At 62.3% G+C, this 20,705-nt stretch carries 10 protein-coding genes; 2 read left to right on the forward strand and 8 right to left on the reverse strand.

Annotated features, from left to right (window positions below; all coding sequences use genetic code 11):
* Genes AKU94_RS09215 through AKU94_RS09250 form a run of 8 tightly spaced genes read right to left on the reverse strand, consistent with a single transcriptional unit; the run spans window position 1 to window position 13,990 of the window.
* Window positions 1-4,356 carry a type I polyketide synthase gene (locus AKU94_RS09215; RefSeq protein ID WP_050526984.1) on the reverse strand — a complete coding sequence of 1,452 codons (4,356 nt, stop codon included), beginning with the start codon at window positions 4,354-4,356 and terminating at the stop codon, window positions 1-3.
* Complete coding sequence (locus tag AKU94_RS09220; protein ID WP_050526985.1) at window positions 4,346-6,004, reverse strand: condensation domain-containing protein; 1,659 nt, start codon at window positions 6,002-6,004, stop codon at window positions 4,346-4,348. Before AKU94_RS09220 ends, AKU94_RS09215 begins: the two co-directional genes overlap by 11 nt.
* The gene (locus AKU94_RS09225; RefSeq protein ID WP_050526986.1) at window positions 6,001-6,558 is read right to left on the reverse strand and encodes a hypothetical protein; all 558 of its coding nucleotides are present in this window, start codon (window positions 6,556-6,558) and stop codon (window positions 6,001-6,003) included. Before AKU94_RS09225 ends, AKU94_RS09220 begins: the two co-directional genes overlap by 4 nt.
* Entirely contained in the window at window positions 6,555-7,031 is a 477-nt protein-coding gene (locus AKU94_RS09230) for a hypothetical protein (RefSeq protein WP_050526987.1), read from the reverse strand. The genes AKU94_RS09225 and AKU94_RS09230 overlap by 4 nt, the downstream gene beginning before the upstream one ends.
* Window positions 7,028-7,219, reverse strand: a complete 192-nt coding sequence (locus AKU94_RS09235) for an MbtH family NRPS accessory protein (RefSeq protein WP_050526988.1) — start codon at window positions 7,217-7,219, stop codon at window positions 7,028-7,030. The genes AKU94_RS09230 and AKU94_RS09235 overlap by 4 nt, the downstream gene beginning before the upstream one ends.
* 23 nt (window positions 7,220-7,242) lie before the next feature.
* Window positions 7,243-8,664 (reverse strand): aminotransferase class III-fold pyridoxal phosphate-dependent enzyme, encoded by a 1,422-nt coding sequence (locus AKU94_RS09240; RefSeq protein ID WP_050526989.1) that lies wholly within the window; start codon window positions 8,662-8,664, stop codon window positions 7,243-7,245.
* Entirely contained in the window at window positions 8,661-9,527 is an 867-nt protein-coding gene (locus AKU94_RS09245) for a class I SAM-dependent DNA methyltransferase (protein ID WP_050526990.1), read from the reverse strand. The genes AKU94_RS09240 and AKU94_RS09245 overlap by 4 nt, the downstream gene beginning before the upstream one ends.
* On the reverse strand, window positions 9,524-13,990 hold the full coding sequence (locus AKU94_RS09250) for a non-ribosomal peptide synthetase (protein ID WP_050526991.1): 4,467 nt from the start codon (window positions 13,988-13,990) through the stop codon (window positions 9,524-9,526). The genes AKU94_RS09245 and AKU94_RS09250 overlap by 4 nt, the downstream gene beginning before the upstream one ends.
* 187 nt (window positions 13,991-14,177) lie before the next feature.
* On the opposite strand from AKU94_RS09250, the gene AKU94_RS09255 reads away from it, so the two are divergent.
* Both AKU94_RS09255 and AKU94_RS09260 read left to right on the forward strand, forming a co-directional pair.
* Window positions 14,178-16,331 (forward strand): AMP-binding protein, encoded by a 2,154-nt coding sequence (locus tag AKU94_RS09255; RefSeq protein ID WP_198144880.1) that lies wholly within the window; start codon window positions 14,178-14,180, stop codon window positions 16,329-16,331.
* The gene (locus tag AKU94_RS09260; RefSeq protein ID WP_083445017.1) at window positions 16,328-20,686 is read left to right on the forward strand and encodes a type I polyketide synthase; all 4,359 of its coding nucleotides are present in this window, start codon (window positions 16,328-16,330) and stop codon (window positions 20,684-20,686) included. Before AKU94_RS09255 ends, AKU94_RS09260 begins: the two co-directional genes overlap by 4 nt.
* Window positions 20,687-20,705 lie beyond the last annotated feature (19 nt).

Here is a 20,705-nt window from a genome sequence, read left to right on the forward strand (position 1 = left end):
TCACACCGTTTCCTTTAGCGCGTCTTGCAGATCCTGTTCGGAGAGGCCGGACACCTCATCCAGCAGGGCAAGCAGATCTGCGTCCCCGGCCAGTTTGGCCTCGATCAACGCCGCGATGCTGGCGGTGCTGGGGTTGTCGAGCAAAAGCTCGCGCATCTCGATTTCGACGGGGAATTCCTCACGCAGGCGGGCGATGGCCCGGATTGCCAAGAGGGAATGGCCGCCAAGCTCGAAAAACCCGTCATCTCGGCCGATCCTGTCAAGGCCCAGCAAGTCCTGCAAAATGGCGGCAACAGAATATTCCAAGGGGGTGCGGGGCGCGACGAAGGGCGTCTCAAGCGCGGGGCGTTCGCGGCCGCGGGCGGTCTCTTCATGGCGGGCGGCGGGATGTGTGTTGAGCCATTGCTGACGCCGGGCATCCACATCGGCCCGCGACAGGATGCTATGCCCCGACAGGCCCGCCGCGAGGGTGGCACAGGTGGTTTTCCAAAGCTGATCGGCAGTGATTGCAAAATCATTGGTGGCACCTGAAAGGCGCGCCCCGTCAACCCCGTCTCCCAATGCGTCCCAGCCGGTTGCGTACCAGCGGCCGGGGGCTTCGCGGTCCAGCCGTGCGATGGCCAGATCAACATAGTGATGCGCCGCCGCATAGGCCCCGAGGCCGACACCCGCGATCACCGAAGACAGAGAGGATTGGACATAGCAAAACCCGACACGCCGCGTGGCCACAGCCGCAGCCAAGGCATTCAGCGGGGCCATGATGCCGCTTGTGACGCGGTCTTGTTGCGCCTCCCCCAATAGCGCCAGAGGGGCGGAGGTTCTCGCATCGCTAAAGGCTGTGCTCAGGAAAATCCCGTCAATCCGCCCCCATTTCGAGGCAACCCTGTCCAATGCCGCGCCGACGGCCTCGGGATCGGTGCAATCGGCGGACAGATACAGTGTGTTTTCCGTCTCGGGCAAGGTGTTGGTGTCCCCGATCAGGGCCACCCGCAGGTTTGCTTGCGCGATCAGCTTTTGCGCCCAGACACGTCCGGCGCCACCGGCAATATCCCCCAGCACCACATAGGCCCCGTTTTTGCGCAGCGGCATAGCATCCGGCAGTTCCCGCACCTGATGCGACAGGGACCAGAAGCGACCCCCGCGCCGCGCAAGAATCGGCGCCTCATCGCCAAGCAATGCCCGTCCCAAGGCAGGGGCCAGATCTGCGGGCTTTGCGCGTTCTTGCGGGTCAAGGTCCAGAATGCGGCAGCCGATCCAGGGGTGTTCCTGCCCTGCGACCTGAACCATGCCGTGAAGGCGCGCCTGTTGGGGTGACAGATCCTCGGCGCCGGTCACATCGGCGGCCCCTTTTGTCAACACCGTCAGGCGGATATCCCTGCCCAGATCGGCCAAGGCAAGAACCAGCTTTTGCAGCGCGGCCAAGGCGTGGGGATCGCTATTGAGCGGCCAGCCAAAAACAACATGCGCAGGCTGTGATCCGCGATCGGCCAGAAGGCCTAGCAGCCGGTCGATCTCGGTCATATCCGGTGCCAGCGCAAAGCAGCGGTATCCCGGTTCACCAAACCCCGCGCCGGAGACAACACGGTAGGCATCATCGCCCGTCCGCTCCAGCGTGTTGGCCAAAGCGGTGCCAAGGGTGCCATCGTCAAAGATCAGCCAGTTTTGCCGCGCGGCACGCTTGGGCTGAACAAGGTCGGTCCGCTGCCATGCCGACACATAGATGCGGGCCTCGCCCGGCTGGGTTTCCTGATGCAGTTGGCTGTCGGGTTCAATCCAATAGCGTTGACGTTGAAAAGCATAGCCGGGCAGGGCAACCGGCGCCTGTTTGACCGGCATCACCGCCTGCCAGTTGAGGTCTACGCCCTGTTCCCATGCCTTGGCCAGCGTTGCATAGAGGCCCGCCTGTCCCTCGGTGTCTTGCGTAAACCCGTGCAGCGCAGGCCCGATCCCCTGCTGTTTGAGCAGGGATGTCATTGCCCCCCCGGGACCTGTTTCGATGAAAACAGGGTTATCCAGTTGATTCAATCTGCGCAGCCCGTCACCGAATTGTACCGGCGCGCGCATGTGGCGCGCCCAATAGGCCGGATCGGTGGCGTTGCCGGGGGTCAACCAATCGCCCGTCAGGTTCGAGATCATAGGGACCTGCGGTGCCGCGAGGGTAAACCGCGCGACAAAGCGGGCGAATTCCGCCGCCGCCGTGTCCATCATTCTGGAATGAAAGGCGTGGGAGGTTTGCAGCCGATGATATGTCAGCCCCGCCCCCTCAAGAGTGGTGGCGCAGTGATCAATGGCCTGATGCGGCCCGGTCAGCGTGGTCAGGCCGGGGCCGTTTTGCGCCGCCACCTCGACCCCGTCGGGCAAGAGCGCATCAAGCGGTTGGTCGGGGTGGAATACGGCCAGCATGGCACCGGGATCTTCGGCCTGCATCAAGCGGCCACGTTCGCGTACGATCTCTATCCCGTCGGGGAACGAGAATACCCCCGCGATGCAAGCGGCGGTCAGTTCCCCCAATGAATGGCCGATCATCGCAGCGGGGTGTATGCCCCCCTCACGCAAGGCCTGCGCATAGGCATATTGGGTTACGAATAACGCGATTTGTGCGTTTTCTGTCTGATTGATGGCGTCACCGGCATCGCGCAACAGGGGCAAAAACGTGCCGCCTAGATGCGCATCCGCCTGATCCAGAATGCGTGCGAAGCTGGGGATTTCATCATATAATTTGCACGCCATCGACGGATATTGGCTGCCCTGTCCGGGAAAGACGAAGACAGGGGAAACAGGCGCCTCGGCGGCCTTTTGCGGGCGCGACAGGGCGCGCAGCCGCGTGCTTGCATCGGTCTTGCTGTGTGCGACAATGGCATAACGCCAGCGGAACTGGTGCCGCCCCATGGCCAAGGTTCGGGCCACTGCACCAAGCGGGGCGGTTTCGCCCTCAAGATGGTCCGCCAGTGCGGCGGCATTTTGCGCCAAAGCCTCAGGCGTTTTGGCTGACATAGGCAGGATCAGGCAGGTGTCGTCCTGCACCTTTGCGGGGGTGCTGCGCGCTTCTTCAAGGATCACATGGGCATTGGTGCCGCCGATGCCGAAGGCGCTGACCCCTGCGCGACGCGGGCCGGTCGATTGCCAGTCTTGCAGGCTGTTTGCAACGTGAAAGGGGCTGTCGTTCAAAGGGATTTTCGGGTTGGGGGCGGTGTAATGCAAACTGGGCGCGATCTTGCCCGCGCGCAGCATAAGGACCGTCTTGATCAACCCTGCAATGCCCGCCGCAGTATCCAGATGGCCGATGTTCGTTTTGACCGAGCCGATGGCGCAATATCCGGCCCTATCCGTCTGGCGGCGAAAGGCACGGTTCAGGGCGGTGATTTCCACCGGATCACCCAAAGGTGTGCCGGTGCCATGCGCCTCGACATAGGTGATGCTATCGGCAGGAACCTCGGCGGCGGCTTGGGCGGCGGCAATCACATCGGCCTGTGCGGACACATCCGGCGCGGTAAAGCTGGCCTTGCCCGCGCCGTCATTATTGATCGCAGAGCCTTTGATGACCGCGTCGATCCGGTCACCATCGGCCAGTGCATCCTCTAGCCGTTTAAGCAGGACCAGACCAACGCCGTTGCCCGTCACCGTGCCATCCGCCGTGGCGTCAAAGGCGCGGCACTGGCCGGTGGGCGACAGGATGCTGCCCGCAAGCGCGCGGTATCCATCCTGACGCGACAGGGCCACACCGCCCGCCAAGGCCATGCTGCATTCGCCGGCAATCAGGCTTTGGGCCGCCATATGCACCGCCACCAAGGACGAGGAACAGGCCGTCTGCACAGTGACCGCCGGCCCGCGCAGGTTCAGCTTATAGGCCGCACGCGTGGCCAGAAAATCCTTGTCATTGGCGGTAAAAATCTCATAGGGCGTCACCCGTTGACGCAGATCGGCATTGCCAAAGAGGTTGAGCAGATATCCGTTCATCCCCGCACTGGCAAAGACACCGATCGGCTGGTCCTGCGCGCCCGGCACAACGCCCGCGTTTTCAAGCGCGTGCCATGCACATTCCAGAAACATGCGCTGTTGCGGGTCCAGCAGCTCTGCCTCGGCGGGGGAATAGCCAAAGAAGGCGGGGTCGAACTGGTCATAGGCGTCAACCTGTGCGCCGCGTGCGACGAAATCATCAGCATCCAGCATGGATTGCGCCACACCGCGCTGGTGCAAGGCCTCAGGGTTCAGTGTGGTGATGCTCTCGACCCCGTCGCGCAGATTGGTCCAATATTCCTCAAGGTTCGCGGCCCCCGGAAAGCGGCCGGCCATACCGATGATGGCGATTTCCAGCCCGTTTGTTTCGGGCAGATCAGGGGTGTTTTCATTGGGCATTTTGGGTCGGCTCCTTGGCTTTCAACAATGCGCGGCGCTGTTGCAATCGCTTGCGGCCATCGGTGTTGTTGCTGCGTGGGGGAAGGGCGGGGGCGATGTTGTCGCGCAGACCTTGCACATGCGCGCTTTGCGCAGAGAGGGTCGCATGACGGAACAGATCGGGGATCTCGACCTCGACACCCAATTCGGTGCGGATCCGGTCTTGCAGGCTCAGAACCAGCAGGGACTCCCCACCAAGGTCAAAGAAATTATCGCTGCCGGAAACCGTGGGCAGCTCCAGCAGCGCACACCAGATAGCCGCGACCTCTGGCAGGGCGGGGCCGGTCAGGGCGGGCGTCTCGGCGGCGGGGGCCAATGGGATATGCGACGCTATGGAGATATCGCCCAGAGGGGTCTCGGGGGTATTGCCGATCTGGCGCAGGATATGATGCAGATCCGCCAACAGCCCCTTGGCAAACCCCGCATCCGTGGTCCGCGCATCAAACAGCAGACGCAGCATCAGCCCGTCGTCCTGAATGGCAAACAATGTCAGATCAAGGCTGGTCTGTTCAAACACCTCGATCTGTTCAACGGTGAAATCATCCAGACGCCCCAATAGGGCAGGATCGCGGGGGTAGTTCTCAAAGACAACAGCCGTAGACAGCCCGCGTTGTGCGGTGCCGCGCAGTGCATCGGCAAGGGTAGAGGCCTCATATCCGGCTTGGGCATGGGTGGCCGTTTGCAATTCCGCCAGCCATTGGTGCAAGGGGGTTTTGGCCGCGATACGCGCCCGCATTGGCAAGGTGTTCAGATACATGCCAACCCGGCGATCAGCGGCGGTCAGCGCGGCGGGCCGAACCGATCGCGCCACCCCGTAGATCACGTCATCCGCACCCATCGCAGCCCCCAGCAACAGCGCCCAAGCCCCCTGAACGGCGGTCGCCATCGTCACCCCGAGCGGCAAGAGCGTGGCCGCCAAGGCCTTTGTTTCGTCCGGCGTCAGGGCGCGTGACAGATCACCGCGCAAAGAGGCGGGGGGCATCTCGGGCGCTGGCAGATGCAAGCTGCGGTGGCTGTGGTCTGCAAGCTGGGTTTGCCAGAACGCTTGTGCCGCTGTCCGGTCTTGTGCCTGCGCCCACGCCACATAATCCTGAAATGCCGGTGCGGTTGGCAATGTCCGGCCGGAATATAGCGCGATCCAGTCCTGAAGCAGCAGGGGAATAGACCAGCCGTCGAGAATTGCATGATGAAAGGTGACAATAATCCGGTGCCGGTCCCTACCCCGTTGGAACCGTGTGATCCGCAACAATGGGGCATGCGACAGATCGAAACCGGTGCTGCGATCCGTGGCCAGCCATGCGTCAAAACGGGCCGATTGCGCCGCGTCGTCCAGATCGCTCAGGTCGATCACCGACAGTTTGGCGCGCGCCTGGCTGCCGACCACCTGCAAGGGTTGCTTGCGATCTTTCCAGACAAAGGCCGTGCGCAACACATCATGTCGGGCGACAAGTGCATCCCAGCTTGTGCGCTCGGCTTGCGGATTGGGTGTGCCTTGGATGTCCAGCGCGATCTGGATGACATAGGCCCCCTTGGCGCCATCGCCCAAGGATTGAAACAGGATGCCTGCCTGACCGGGGGCAAGGGGATATGCCGCGGTGATCTTGCTCATGCGCTGGTCACCTCGGATGCGGCCTTGGGGTTGATCAAGGCATGACGGCCTTTGCCAAAGCGGCGCAAACTGGCCAAGGCGTCGCGGTCGCCATAGCGCAGGCTGATGGCGTCATCGCCCACAAAGCGCGCGCATACTTTGACATGCCCGTCGGCCATACGCCGGTAAGCGGCCGCAAATTCGGCATGGGCGCAGCGCAGCTCATCCGGCAGATCCGCAAAATGGGGCCGCAATTCGCGCCACAGATTGACCAGCGCGCCATGCTCCCATGACATCAGCCCGCTGAACCCTTCGGATTTCACATTGGGCGGGGTCATTGAGATGCGGATATCGCGTTCATATTCCGCACGCGTGAAACTGCCGGCAAGCTGCATCGCGGCGGCCGAGGCATCCATGAGGGTGGCGGCGGTCTCCAGCTCGGTTTCGCAGGCTTGCAGGTCGCCGCGGTCCAGACAATCGGCAAAGCGGCGCAGGCATAAAATCATGCCCTGTGTGTGCAAAAAGAACGCCCAGTGGAACTCTTGCCAAATCTCGCGTGCATGGGGTGGGGTCATGATAAACCGTCGATCCCGCAGATGCGCCCCAACAAACGGGCATAAGCGGCAAAACCTTTTGCCTGATGCGCCAATAACGCGCGGGGCATCCGTGTATCTCTGGCCGCCAGATCAAACGCGGCGGCGGATGTGTGCAACAGCCCGACCAGCAAAGCCTGCGCAGGATGGTCGGGGGCGATCCGCCGTACGTTGAAATAGGTGTCGAAATCGTTGACCTCGGCGGCCCGTGCGGGAATGCCAACGCAACCGACCGTTGCGATTTCAAAGGGTGTGCCTGTGGCAAGTTCGTGCCGGATTTCGGCAATGCCTGCAGCGGGATCACGACCTTGCAGGGCATCAAGAAACCGTGCCAGAGCATCGCGCATCATCTCACGTCCCTGAGGGTCCAGCGTGATCCGGGCGGGCAAATCGGTCGGCAGCATCAGCTGCAAGACGCCGCTCTGTTCGGTTGGCTGTGCCGGTGCAACAGTCATTCGCCTGCGCCTTTGGTTGGGCGCATATCGGTCCAGACCTGTTCGATATGGGCAAGGCATACCTCACGAGGGCCGCGATAGCCCTCTTCGCGCCATCCCCACGGCAGCGGGCGACAGCTTGGCCAAATCGAATGGCGTCCGTCCTCGCTTATGACAACGGCATGTTCGGAGTGATCAAACGCGTTCATATCTGCTTTTGCCTTTTGGTGGGTCACAGCATGCCAGCCCGTTCAAGGCGATCGATGCTGTCAATGAAAGTCGTGGTAATGAAATCCAGATCCTCCGGGTCATGCGCGGTTGAGAGGAACCCGCCCTTGTCACCCGGACGCAGGTGGAGACCGCCCGCCAATGCCATCAGCGATAGCAACGGGCTGGCGCCCTCTGTCATGGTAAAAAACGATCCGAAATGCGTGAAGCGTGCTGCAAGGCCGCGTTGCGCCAACCCTGTGTTCAGCCGCGTGACCAACCCCGCTGTTTTCTGGGTCAACCCTTGTTGAAGCGCGGGCCCCGCATCCTGCAACTGTTTGGCCACGGCCAGTGCCGCCGTCAGCGCAAGCGGATGGCGACAATAGGTGCCGGCAAAGAGGGTGGTCGGAACCTGCGGGGTGCTGTTATCGCCAAACTGCCATTGCCCGCCGTCGATCCGGTCCATGAAACGCGGTGATCCGGCAATCAGGGACAAGGGCAGGCCGCCGCCCGCGATCTTGCCATAGGTCGCAAGATCGGCCCTGATGTCGAAATACTCCTGCGCACCGCCCTGTGCCACGCGAAACCCCGAGATCATCTCGTCAAAGATCAACGCCGTGCCGGTCTGGTCGCAAACCGCCCGCAGGCCGTGCAGGAATTCGCGCGGTTGCAGGTCCGGCACACGGCTTTGCACCGGCTCAACCAGAACAGCCGCCAGTGATTTGCCTGCCCGTCGCAGGATATCCAGCGCGCGGGGGTTGCCGTATTCGAGCATGATGATGTCACGCGCCTGCGTCTTGGGGATGCCCGCAAAGCCCGGTTTGGCACCCGTCAGCATCATCCGCCCCAACAGCGGTTTCAGCATGGCCAGCGGCCCGCTTTGCGCCCGCGCCAATGCCCCGCGCCGGACGTATTCCAGCCGCTGGGATTTGAACAAGGCGGTGTCGGAATGCCCGTGATAGGAATTGGTGAATCCCGCGATCTTGCGCCGCCCTGTGGCCGCCCGTGCCAGACGGATTGCCGTCATTACCGCCTCGGTGCCGGTGTTGGAAAAGGCAACGCGTTCATGCCCCGTCAGCGCGGCAAACCGCTCGGCCGCCTCGCCTGCGATTTCCGATTGCGGGCCGATCTGGATGCCTGCTTGCAACCGTTGTTCAAGCGCTTCACGGACAAACGCGGGGTTATGCCCAAACAGATTACAGCCCAGCCCCATCAGAATATCGACATAGCGGTTGCCGTCGATATCCCAAAGCGCGCTGCCTTCGGAGCGGTCCGAGACAATCGGGTAATAGGCCTCCTTCAAGGCGGGGGAAAAGGGCATCGACAAGGCCGTTTTATCGGCCAGATAGGGGCGGCTGTTTTGCGCCATCGCCTTGGAGGCGTGGGTGCGCGCGCAAAAAGAGGCGATAACCTCGGCGGTCAGATCGATGAGGTTCGGAGCGTTCATTCTGCGGCCGCCAGATCAAGGGCGTCATCGCGACGTTGACAGATAAAATAGGCCGCCGCGTTTTCACCGACCTCCTCCGCGCCGGTTATGGTTTCAACACGGGCGTCAAAGCCGCAATCATCCAGACAGGACAATACCGCGTTCAGATCATGCCCATAGACCGCGTAATCGGCCCCGCGGTGGTCCCAATCAGGGTGATCGGTGCCAAATTTTGCAAGCTGCGCCAGCTTGAACCGGCGCAGGACCGGACGGTTGAGCAAGAACCGCGACAAAGCGGTGCCGTGTTTTCGGGCGTGATCGGGACGGCGGTACATATCGACACGAAACGCCCCGCTTGCGCTGGTGGCGTCATAGCGGGGTGTGATCATCCAGGCATAATCGGCGGCGATTTCACCGGCGGCAGGGCGGTCGACCCAATGGCGGGTCATCTGTGCGTGGTGGTTGATATCAAAGACAAAAATACCATCCTCTTTCAACGCGCTATGCACAGATTTGAACACACGCGCCAATTCATCCATGTTTCGCATATGGTTCAACGAGGCGCTGGCGCAGACCACACCATCGACCTGCTCGGGCAGCGTAAAATCGCGCGCATCGCCTTGCATCAAGGTGGCGACAGGGGCGTTCTCCTTGGCGTAGTTCAGCATCTCTGCCGAAATATCGAGGCCGGTGACCAAAAAACCCCGCCCATAGATCGGGATCAGCATCTGGCCCGTGCCACAGCACAGATCAAGCACGCGCCCGCCCACGGGCAGATGCCCAAGGATCATCCGGTCCAGTGCCTCAAGCTTGCTTTTGCAATAGTCAGGGCCAAGGGTGCGGTCATAAAGCCAAGCCCAATCGTCATAATCTGCCTTGGTCATTGTGATCTCTCCTGCAAAATGGGGTCTGGGGGCGTGTCGGCCTGCAAGATGGCGCGCAGGTAAAGGCGCAGCAGTTCGGGTGAAATCGCAGGCTCTGGCAAAACCGGATCAAGCAACGCGCGCGTGGCGGTGCAGCCATAGGGCCAGCGGTCGCCGGTAAACCCTTGTGCGCCCCCCATTGCGGCAATGGGATAAAGCGGATGATCGGGGTCATTGCGGGCGATAGCGGCCAGATGTTCCTGCCAGTCGCGGGGCGCAATGCGCGCAACCGGATGGCCCAGATCGGCGCAGGCCTCGAACAGCAGCTCGGAGGAGACCGGCGCGGAATGGGACAGATGATAGGCCGCACCACCCCTTTGCGCGGCATTGGCCAGATGCAGAATGGCGCGGGCGACGTGATCAACGGGCAAAAGGTTGATCAGGGCCTCACCCTCTGGGGCAACCCCCGAGGCAAGATAGCCGCGCATCTGCCGGGTCAGCATGTCACTGGCGTTAAAGGCCCCCGTAACGCTATGCCCTGCGACCGAGCCAAGACGGTAGATCGCAACGGGCAACCCCCTTGTGCGTGCCTGCATGACCAGCTGTTCGGCAACCCATTTGCTTTGGTTATAGCCGCCCTCGGGGGCCTCCAGCGTGCTTGCGGCAATGGTCTCATCCACCGGCTTAGGGCTAATGCGCAGGGCGCTTAGGGTAGAGATATGATGAAACGGCGCATTCAGGCGGCAGGCAAGGCGCAGCATCTCACGGGTTCCGCAAACATTCGTGGCCCGCAGGGCGCGGTAGGGCCGCATGTGATGAACCTCGGCGGCGCAATGGAGGATGGCACAGGGCGGTACCGCGTCCAAGGCGTCTTGGTCCAGCCCGAGGTCCGGCTTGGACAGATCCCCGCGCAGGGGGATGATGCGACCGGCGTGACCTGCGACATAAACCCCATATGCCATGAGCGCGGATTCAATAGCCCGAACATCGCCCGACCGATGCAAACAGATCACCTGACGGTTCGGGTCCTCTAGTAGGGCTGCCAAAAGATGCGCACCGACAAAGCCCGTGGCGCCGGTCAGGATCACATGATCGGGCAGGGCCGCAGGGCTGGCCATGTTTTGCGCAGGCCGGATCGTCGGCTCCAGCACCAGATCCTGATCCCAAGGGCAAAGCACGGCGTTATCTTCGATGCCATCCACCCTGCGGGCCAGCGCGGCGATGCTTGACCCCGCAAAGAGATCGGCGGCGCGCAGGGTGATGCCCAGATGTTGCTCTATCTGTGCCAGCAGGCGCGTGGCCATGATCGAGGTGCCACCCAGATCAAAGAAATCTGCCTCGGCGGCGGGGCCGTCGACCTCCAGCAGCTCTGCGAAAATGCGGGCCAGCGCGATTTCCGTGGCCGTGGCGGGGGCGCGGCCCTTGGGCGCGGTGATTTCGGGGTCGGGCAAGGCCTCGGCGTTCAGCTTGCCATTCGCGGTCAAAGGCAAATGATCCAGCCAGACAAAGGCATCCGGCACCATATAGCGCGGCAGCAGACGGCCAAGATGCGCCCGCAGTTCCGCATCCTCGGCGGCGGCATGTTTCGGCACCAGATAGGCCACCAGCCTTGTGTCACCCAATGGCCCGACACGGGGCAGGACCACGGTGGTTTCAACCGATGGATGGGCTGCACAATGGCGCGCGACCTCATCCGGTTCAATCCGGTAGCCGCGGATTTTGACCTGATCATCCAAACGCCCGAGGATGCAAATGCGCCCGTCGGCCAAACGCATGGCACGGTCTCCCGAACGGTATAACCGCCCGCCCTTGGTAAAGGGATCAGGCACAAAGGCCGCCGCCGTCTTGCCCGGTTGCCCCCGATAGCCGCGCGCCAGCCCGATGCCGCCAATGCACAGCTCTCCGACACAGCCGACTGGCAAATTTTGCAAGGCGGTATCAAGGACATAAAGCTGCTTGTTCGCCGGTGCGCTTAGCGTCGGCTCCAGCGGGCGCCCGTTACCACAGGCCACCATAGAGGCGTTTACCGTGCATTCCGTTGGCCCGTAGGCATTGATGAACAGACGGTTGCGGCTCCAGCGTTGCACAAGCTCTGGCGCAGGGGCCTCCCCCCCGACCAACACCATACGCAGATCAGGCAGGTCGTCTGGCGGCAAGGCAGACAAGGCCGAGGGGGTGATGGTCAGATGTGTCGCCTTTCGGTCACGCAGGATCTTTGCCATCCCTGCGCCGGGCAAGGCATCCTCGGCGGGGGTCAGGATCAACCTTGCGCCGGTGCCTATGCCCATCACCAGATCGGGGATCGAGGCATCAAAGGAAAAGCTGAAGAACGCAAAAACACGGTCGCCCGCGTGCACATCACATTTGCGGATCTTGTCACGGGTCAGGTTGACCAGCCCTGCATGCGGCACCTCGACACCTTTCGGCAGGCCCGTAGAGCCGGAGGTGTAGATCACATAGGCCAGATCATCGGGGTCCGTATTGGCGGCGGGATTGCCGGTTGGGCCACTTGGCCAGCCGCGATCCAGATCCCAGCGTGTGATACCCTCGGGCAGGCTTTGGTGGCTTTGGCAAAGCACCAGTTCCGCACCGGAATCCGCCAGCATATAGTGCAGCCGTTCGGCCGGATAGGCCGGGTCCAGCGGCAAATAGGCCCCGCCCGATTTCAGGACCGCAAGCCAGCAGGCCACCATATCAAGACCGCGGTCGAGCATGATCCCGACCACGGTATCCGGCCCCACCCCCGCATCACGCAGCGCATGGGCCAAGCTATTGGCGCGGCGGTTCAGCGCGGCATAGGTCAGGCTGTGCAGGGTGTCACCCGCGACATATTCCACCGCCACCGCATCGGGTGTTACCTGTGCGAAATGCTCGAACAACGCCGGAAAACGTTCGGTCGGATCAAGCGGTACGTCGGTGTCGTTCCATCTTTGAATGTCCAGATGATCGCCCTCGTCCAGTATATCGAGCTGGGCGATTGGCGTGTCGGGCGCTTGGACGATGCTCGCCAGCAAGGTCAGATAATGACGACCGATCTGTGCGATGGTTTCAGGGGCAAAAAGAGCCGTGGCATATTCGATGTGCCCGCCAAGCCCGCTTGCCTCCCCCGCCACCAGATCAAGCGAGAGGTCATGGCGGGCAAAGGCCGCGTTGCGGGGCAAACGGTGCAAGGTCAGCCCGGGCAAGGCCAGCTGCGTACGGGGCGCGCGGTCCAGTTGGAATTTGATCTGGAACAAGGGGCTTGCACCGGGATCGCGCGTGATTTGAAAGGTTTCAACCAGTTGCTCGAAGGGGGTGTCCTGATGGTCGATGACATTGATCATCACCTGCTGCATTCCGGCCAGATAGGCCGAAAAAGGGGCTGCTGGGTTGATACGGCTGCGAACGGGCAGCGGGTTTACGAAAAGGCCGACCAAAGGCTCTGTTTCGGGGCGGCTGCGGTTGGCCGAGGGCATGCCCACAACCAGATCAACCTCACCGGTGTAGCGGTGGATCAGCACCTTGAAGGCCGCCAGCAATAGCGTGTGTTGCGAGACCCCTTGTAACGCGGCCAGTGACCGCAGCGCAGCATCCAGATTGGCCGGAAACACCAGCGGATGCAATGCGCCACTGTGGTCTTGAAGGGCGGGGCGCTGAAAATCGGCCGGTAGCCGCGTGACCGGCAGATCCTTGCCCAGATGGTCGCGCCAGAATGTCATATGGCGTGATTGCCCTTTGGCATTTTGCCACGCGGCCACATCGCCGAATTGCACCGGCAAGGCCCGCAGCCCTGCGGGTGTGCCGGAAACCGCCTCTGTATAAATCGCCGCAAATTCACCCATCAGAATTTCAACCGACCCGCCATCTGCGGCGATGTGATGAAGCGTGAACAACAGCACAAACCGATCATCTGCCCGCCGCAGGATGCACATCCGCAGGGGGGGCTCTTTGGTCAGGTCAAAGGGGCGGGTGGCCTCTTTTCGGGTCAGCACATCTATGTCGGATTGCGCCGTGTCCGGGATATCCAGAATGGCGACCGGCGCGCTTGAATCGGCGCTGATGTGCTGCGCGGGGATGCCGTCTTTTTCAGCGATGCGCATGCGCAAAACGGTGTGCCGCTGGATGATACGGGAAAGGGCGGCTTTCACCGCGTCGATATCCAGATCTCCTTCGGCCACAAGGGTAAATGGGATGTGGTGGGCGGCCTCAGGGGCCATGCGTCCTGCCACCCAGAGCCGCATCTGGGCATCGCTCAGCGGTGGGGTGGACGTGTTCAGCGCCGGTATTGACGCTGCATCTTGTCGGGCGGTCAGGAATGTGATGATCTCGGGCTTGCGATCACGGATTTCGGCACCAAGCGCCCCGGTCAAAAGCGCGCGCGGGCCGGTGCAGTGCAAGGTGCCGCCTGCAACAGAGACCCGAACCCCGCCTTGATACAGCCGGGCCAAAAGCCCTTCGACCCCCGCCTTCCCTGTGGAGGCGGTGGTCCAAACCCCATCGTGCATGTTTCCCCCGCAAGTGTTGACAATGGCGGGTGAAAGCTGGGGTTACATGTTGCCTGGCTTCCCGATTTGGATAGTTGACTAAAATACTTTGGCTTTGTATGCAAGGCGGAAATTAACGGGTTCCAGCCGCCGCCAAGCCCCATCGCAGCAGACTTTTATGTCTCCAATCGTGGCACCAGGCGGAACAATGGCAAGTCAATCATTAAGACGAAAAGACGCTGCATGGCCGCCCTCCCGCCCCAAAGGCACAGTGCGCAGCCTTGTCGACGATTTGGCCAGCCATGCGGCCCGCCAGCCTGCCGGGATTGCCTTTCGGTTTCTGCCGGATCGCGGTTATGCCACGGCCGCAACCGTCTGGAGCTGGGCCGATCTGGAGGCGCGGGTCTGGGGTGTTGCGCGCTATTTATTACGCCAAGGTATCAAAGCGGGCGCGCGGGTGCTTCTGGCCTATCCCACGGGGCTAGATTTCATCGCGGGGTTTCTTGGTTGCCTTTGTATCGGCGCGGTGCCTGTGCCGGTGTCCCTGCCGCGCCCGCGTGAACGGATGAGCCGTTGGGGGCATGTGTCGCGGGATGCGGGGGCCTCGCTGATCCTGTGTGCTGCGGGCGATCTTGACCGGCTGTCGGCCCAGACGGCCGAGGTCGGGATTGCAGCTTGTCATGCGCCGCTGACAGATGATTTCGTGCCGGTCGGGTTTGATCGCGAAACCATCCGGTTTGAGGCCGGTCCCGAGGATCTTGCCTTTTTGCAATACACATCCGGATCGACCGAGGCGCCAAAGGGCGTCATGGTCACCCACGCGATGTTGCAGGCCAATCTGGAACAGATCCGTGCGGGCTTTGGCTTTACGGCGCTGGACCGTATTGCGGGCTGGTTGCCGCATTACCATGATATGGGGCTGATCGGGGGCATCCTGACGCCGGTTCATCTGGGCATTTCCAATACGATGATGACGCCCACTGCGTTCCTGCGCGATCCGCTGCGCTATTTGCATATGGCAAGCCGGTATGGTGCCACGGTGATTGGCGGGCCGAACTTTGGCTATGATCACATCCTGCGCCGCGCCACCCCTGAGGCGATTGCCGGTATTGACCTGTCCGCCCTACGGGTTGCGTTTTCCGGGGCCGAGCCGATCCGCGCCGATACCCAGCAAGAGTTCCAACGGGTCTTTGCGCCTGCGGGGTTTTCGCCGCGCCACTGGGTTGGCTGTTACGGCTTGGCCGAGGCCACGCTATGCGTCAGCGTGACCCCCCCGACAGAGATTGCCCGCCACGCCTGCCTTGATGCCGCGGCACTGCGGCGGGGGAATATTGCGGCAGGTCAGGATGTCACCTTGCCAGAAAGCGGTGCGGCAACGGGCGGGCAAGAGATTGCGATTGTCGACCCTGATACCTTACAACGCGCCCCTACCGATAAGGTAGGAGAGATCTGGTTGCGCGGGCCGAATATCGCAAAGGGCTATTGGATGTCCGACGCGCCCGATCTTTTCGATCAACGGCTTGGGGGTGCGGGGGGCTGGCTGCGCACGGGCGATCTGGGCTTTGTCCAAGGGGGGCGGTTGTTTGTGACCGGCCGTCTGAAAGAGCTGATTATCCTGCGGGGGCAAAACCTCTATCCGCAGGATCTGGAACGGACGGTTGCCATCTCTGACGCCGCGATTGCCAAGGGCCGCATCGCCGCCTATGAGATGGAGGGTGGTGGCCTTGGCATCATCTGCGAGTTGACCCGACAAGCCTGCAGGGATGTGCAAGCGGATGCCATATTTGCAAACATCCGCAACGCTTTGGGGCAAACCCACGGCATCACGCCTGACCATATCACGCTGCTGCGCCCCACAAGGCTTCCGGTTACGCCAAGCGGCAAGATCCAGCGTTTGGCCTGCAAGTCCGCGCAATGGCCGGACGCGGTTGCGCAGTGGCAGGCCAATACCGTGCAAAACAGCACCCCTTTGGCACCGCGCGGGGCATTACTGGCGCAATTGCAAAGCATGCCCCTGCCGCTGCGCAAGGGGCGCTTGTTATCGCACCTTCGCACGGCACTGGCACAGGCCACCGGCAACGCTGAGGGGATCAGCAACGATGGCCGCTTTTTTGAGATGGGGTTGGACTCAGTCAACGCCGTGTCCCTGATCGCCACATTGGAACAAGAGCTGGCGCTTGATCTGGATGCGACAGTGATCTTTGAACACAGCACCCCCAAGGCGTTGGTAGATTACCTTCTGGCGCGGCTGTTCCCACCGCAAAACACGCGCCCAGGGCACCCACATACACAAGCGACCAAGGATACGCAGGCCCTTGCGGCGGTGCCGGGGTCCGCGCCATTCCCACGGAGACTAGAATGACCGAAAAAACCCGACCGGCTATGCGCGAGATGCAAGATATGTTACAGCGCGCACGCGTACATATTAAGCATCAAGCGCAATCGGCCAATGAAAAGATTGCCGTGGTCGGCATGTCGGCCCGTCTGCCCGGTGCCGCTGATCTGGATGCGTTCTGGGATCTGTTGAAGGGCCGATCCTCGGGCCTGCGGGCGGTCACGCCAGAGGATCTGACAGCAGCACAGGCTGGTGATGAGACCAAAGACAGCGAATATGTGCCCGTCTGGGGTGGCCCCCCCGAAGCCGACGGTTTTGACGCCGCGTTTTTTGGCTATGCCCCCAGCGAGGCGATGCTTCTGGACCCCCAGCAAAGGATGTTCCTTGAATGTGCGTGGCACGCGTTGGAGCATGCGGGCTATGACAGCGCGCGACTGGAATATGCGGTTGGCGTCTATGCCGGATCGGCCTTGGCGGGTCATCTTTTGCGCGTGGCCGACAGTGCCGATCAACTGGCGGCGGGTCTTGCCAATATCGGCGGTATGGTGGCGGCGCGGGTGTCATTTCATATGGATATGACAGGACCGTCGGTCGGGGTGCAAACGACATGTTCCAGCGCGCTTGTGGCCGTGCATCAGGCGATACAGGGCCTGCGCAATGGCGATTGTGACATGGCAATTGCGGGGGCGGTCGCGGTAAACCAGCCCCGGCCCGAAGGCTATTTGCATCAGCCGGACGGGATCTCTGCGCCCGATGGGCGTTGCAGGCCCTTTGATGCCGATGCTGCGGGGACGGTGTTTACCAATGGCGCGGGCGTTGTTGTGTTGAAACGCTTGGGCGATGCCTTGGCCGATGGTGATACGGTCCACGGTGTCTTGTTGGGATCGGGCGTGAACAATGACGGCGGCAATAAAGTCAGCATCACAGCACCCAGCGTTGCGGGTCAAGCGGGCGTTATCACGACCGCCCTGCGCAATGCCGGGGTTACCCCCACGGATATCGATTTCATCGAGACACATGGCACCGGCACCGCGCTGGGTGACCCGATAGAGCTGGCCGCGCTTAATCGCAGCTATGGCAAAGATCTGCTTGCGGCAGGGCGACGATGCGCCTTGGGGGCGGTAAAGGGGAACCTTGGTCACCTGGATGCCGCGGCCGGAATGGCGGGGCTTATCAAGGTCTTGCTGTCCTTGCGTCATGATTACATGCCGGGGACGGTGCATTTCAATGCACCCAACCCCAAATGTGATTTCGGCCCCTTTGACGTGCTGGCCGAGGGGCGCGCTTGGCCCAAGGAGGCCGACAGGCCGCGCCGCGCCGGTCTTAGCGCCTTTGGCATTGGCGGTACCAACGCCCATCTGATCATCGAAGAAGCCCCGTCCCAAGAGGGTAAAACCCTTACCGCCGACACCCATATGCTGCCGCTCTCGGCCCGCACGCCAGCGGCTCTTGCACAGATGCGCATCCGGCTTGCCGACCATCTGGCGGGTGCCGATGCGCCATCGCTGGCCGATTGCGCCCATACGTTGCAATCGGGACGCAAGGCGTTCGAATGTCGCCAATATATCGTGGCCAAGACCCATCAGGATGCCATCGCCGCATTGCGCGACGGCGCGGAGCAACCCCTTGCCCCCCTGAATGCCCCCGACCCTGTTTTCCTGTTCTCGGGGCAAGGCAGCCAACGTTCCGGCATGTGCCGTGATCTTTATGCAGAGGATGCTGTGTTTGCGGCGGCCTTGGAGGAATGTCTCGCCCTGATCCCCGCCGGTCTGGACATGCGCCACCTGTTGCTGACGGCCAGCGAGGACGCAAGGATTGATGAGACCCGCGTGACGCAGCCCACGCTTTTTGCCACAGAATATGCACTGGCGCGCATGTGGATGGCGCGGGGGCTGATGCCGGTGGCGATGCTGGGCCACAGCATTGGCGAATATGTCGCGGCCACGCTGGCGGGGGTGTTTTCGCTGGCCGATGCGCTGCATGTGGTCTGTGCGCGGGGCGCGTTGATGCAGGCTTGCGCGCCGGGTGCGATGCTCTCGGTCATGATGTCGGAACGGGAGGCCCAAGGCGCTTTGCCCGAGGGGGTGGAGATCGCAGCGGTGAACGGCCCGCGCAATGTCACCTTGTCAGGTCCCGCCGTGGCGATCACGGAACTGGCCCGCCAGTTTGATCAAAGCGGTATCGGCTGCCGGATATTGCGCACCTCGCACGGGTTTCACAGCGCGGCGATGGAACCGGCCCTGGACGGCTTTCGCGCGGTGCTGGCGGAGGTCACGCTTTCACCGCCGCAAAGCGCGATCCTGTCCAATGTTACCGGCGACTGGATGACCGAAGCCGAGGCGACGGACCCCGAATGCTGGGTCACCCATCTGCGCGCGCCGGTGCGATTTGGCGATTGCGTGGCACAGGTGATGGCGCTGGAGCATCCGCTTTTAATTGAGATCGGCCCCGGTCCGGGCCTGAGCCGTCTGGCGCGTCAACAGCTTGGGCAAAAGGGGCGCAGCATCGCCACGCTGCCCGATGCGGGCGTGCAAGACGGGATGTCGGAAACCCAACAGGCAAGCGGCGCGCTTTGGGCGGCGGGCGTGGCGTTGAAGCCCGCCGCCGGTCGGCGTGTGCCCCTGCCGGGCTATCCGTTTGAACGGCAAAGCTTCTGGCTCCCCGCCAAGCCGCAAGGGCATGCCCCCACGTCAGAGGGCGGGTTCTTCTATCAGCCGGTTTGGCAACGTGTTCCCGTCGCCCAAGGCAAGGACAAGGGGCCTTGGCTGGCATTTGGCGCGGTGCCCGCGCAAACAGATATGATCGCCGTCAGGGATGCCGGGGATGGCACCTTGCAGGAATTGGGTCAGGGATACCAAATAGATCCGCTCAATCCCGATCACTACCTTGAGGTTTTGCGCAGGGTTGAGGCGCGGCGTATCATCCTTGCCGGTGACAAGGATCTGGCCGGCCGTGTGATGGCCCTTGCCACCGCGCTGGCAGAATTGGGCGATCCGGCCGATGTGACCTTGCTGGGCAGCGGCATGCAAGAGGTCACAGGCACAGAGGCCCTTTGCCCCGATACGGCGGCGGCCCTTGGTCTGGTTGCGGTGCTGCGTCAGGAATTGCAGGGTGTGACCTGCCTTTCCATTGATCTGCCCGAGAGCGGTTTTGACGCTGTGCTGGATCAGGTGCTGGCCATGGACCACGGCGAGACATTGCATCTGGCCTTGCGCGGCGGCTACCTTTGGCGGCTGGAGGAAATGCCGACCCCCTTGGACCCTGTTAAGGGTTTGCCCGTCACCCAAGGGCCGTTCCTGATCGTCGGGGATCTGGTCAACGGTCTTGCACATGTCTTTGTCAAAGCACTGGCGCAGCAAGGGGCGCGGCTGATCCTCGCGGGGCGCGGCCTGCCGGAGCGCAAGGATTGGGACGGCTGGCTGGCGACCCATGGCCCGCAGGATCCGGCATCGCGGATGATTGCCGCGCTGCGCGGGTTGGACGTGCGGATATACAGCGGCGATGAGGGCGATGCCCGGTGGCTGGACGCCGCTCTGACCGAGGCCGAGGCAGGGATGGGACCTGTTGGCGGTGCGTTCCACAGTGCCGCGATGGGGGATGCCCATTTCGCGCCCTTGACCCAGACTACATTGGCCGAGGCCACAGCCGTGATCGACATCAAAAGACGCGGGGTGCGGGCGTTGCGGCAGGTGCTGGCCAAGCGCGCCCCTGTCTTTTGTCTCTTGCAGTCCTCGCTGTCGTCGGTGGTGGGCGGACAAGGTTTTGCCGCCTATGCCGCGGCCAATGCATGGCTTGATGCCGAGACGCTTTGCGCGCGGCGTGAGGGGAAAACAGTCTGGCAAGCGGTGCGTTGGGATGTGGCCGAAACCGGATCGATCGGCGCCGTCGCAGGGGCCTCAGCGACGCAGGTTTTGACCGGGGCCGAGGTCTGGCAGGCGGCGCTGTCCGTGCTGGCGCAACCTCGGGCCGGATTGGTTGCCGTGTCCCATGGTGATCTGCGTGCGCGTTTGTTGGCCCCTGTGCCCAAGCCGTCGGAACCGGCGCAAAGACAGGTGAAAACCGCATTTGTCGCGCCGCGCAATGACTATGAGATCGCCGTCGCCAAGGTGATGTCAGAGATGCTGGGCGTGGCCGATATCGGGGCCGAGGACAACTTTTTCGAGCTGGGCGGGCACTCTTTGCTGGCGATCCAAATCATCAACCGCCTGCGTAAGGATTTCGGGGTGGAGCTGCCTGTGCGGGCCTTGCTCTATGAGGCGCCGACCGTTGCGGGGATTGCGGCCACTGTCAAAAAGGCCAGCGCCGATGCCGCGCGCGACCTGTCGCTGCTTGATAGCCTGTTGACCGAATTCGAAGACCAACCCACTGAAACGACGGAATAATGCCCCATGTCCAATAAGG

It is taken from the genome of Pseudorhodobacter aquimaris (assembly GCF_001202025.1).
Taxonomy (GTDB): Bacteria; Pseudomonadota; Alphaproteobacteria; order Rhodobacterales; family Rhodobacteraceae; genus Pseudorhodobacter; species Pseudorhodobacter aquimaris.

Excerpts from the sequence above, each read along its gene's own strand:
- AKU94_RS09230 (WP_050526987.1), bottom strand. The coding sequence starts at position 7,031 with ATGACTGTTGCACCGGCACAGCCAACCGAACAGAGCGGCGTCTTGCAG.
- AKU94_RS09255 (WP_198144880.1), top strand. The coding sequence starts at position 14,178 with ATGGCAAGTCAATCATTAAGACGAAAAGACGCTGCATGGCCGCCCTCC.
- AKU94_RS09220 (WP_050526985.1), bottom strand. The coding sequence starts at position 6,004 with ATGAGCAAGATCACCGCGGCATATCCCCTTGCCCCCGGTCAGGCAGGC.
- AKU94_RS09235 (WP_050526988.1), bottom strand. The coding sequence starts at position 7,219 with ATGAACGCGTTTGATCACTCCGAACATGCCGTTGTCATAAGCGAGGAC.
- AKU94_RS09250 (WP_050526991.1), bottom strand. The coding sequence starts at position 13,990 with ATGCACGATGGGGTTTGGACCACCGCCTCCACAGGGAAGGCGGGGGTC.
- AKU94_RS09215 (WP_050526984.1), bottom strand. The coding sequence starts at position 4,356 with ATGCCCAATGAAAACACCCCTGATCTGCCCGAAACAAACGGGCTGGAA.
- AKU94_RS09260 (WP_083445017.1), top strand. The coding sequence starts at position 16,328 with ATGACCGAAAAAACCCGACCGGCTATGCGCGAGATGCAAGATATGTTA.
- AKU94_RS09225 (WP_050526986.1), bottom strand. The coding sequence starts at position 6,558 with ATGACCCCACCCCATGCACGCGAGATTTGGCAAGAGTTCCACTGGGCG.
- AKU94_RS09245 (WP_050526990.1), bottom strand. The coding sequence starts at position 9,527 with ATGACCAAGGCAGATTATGACGATTGGGCTTGGCTTTATGACCGCACC.
- AKU94_RS09240 (WP_050526989.1), bottom strand. The coding sequence starts at position 8,664 with ATGAACGCTCCGAACCTCATCGATCTGACCGCCGAGGTTATCGCCTCT.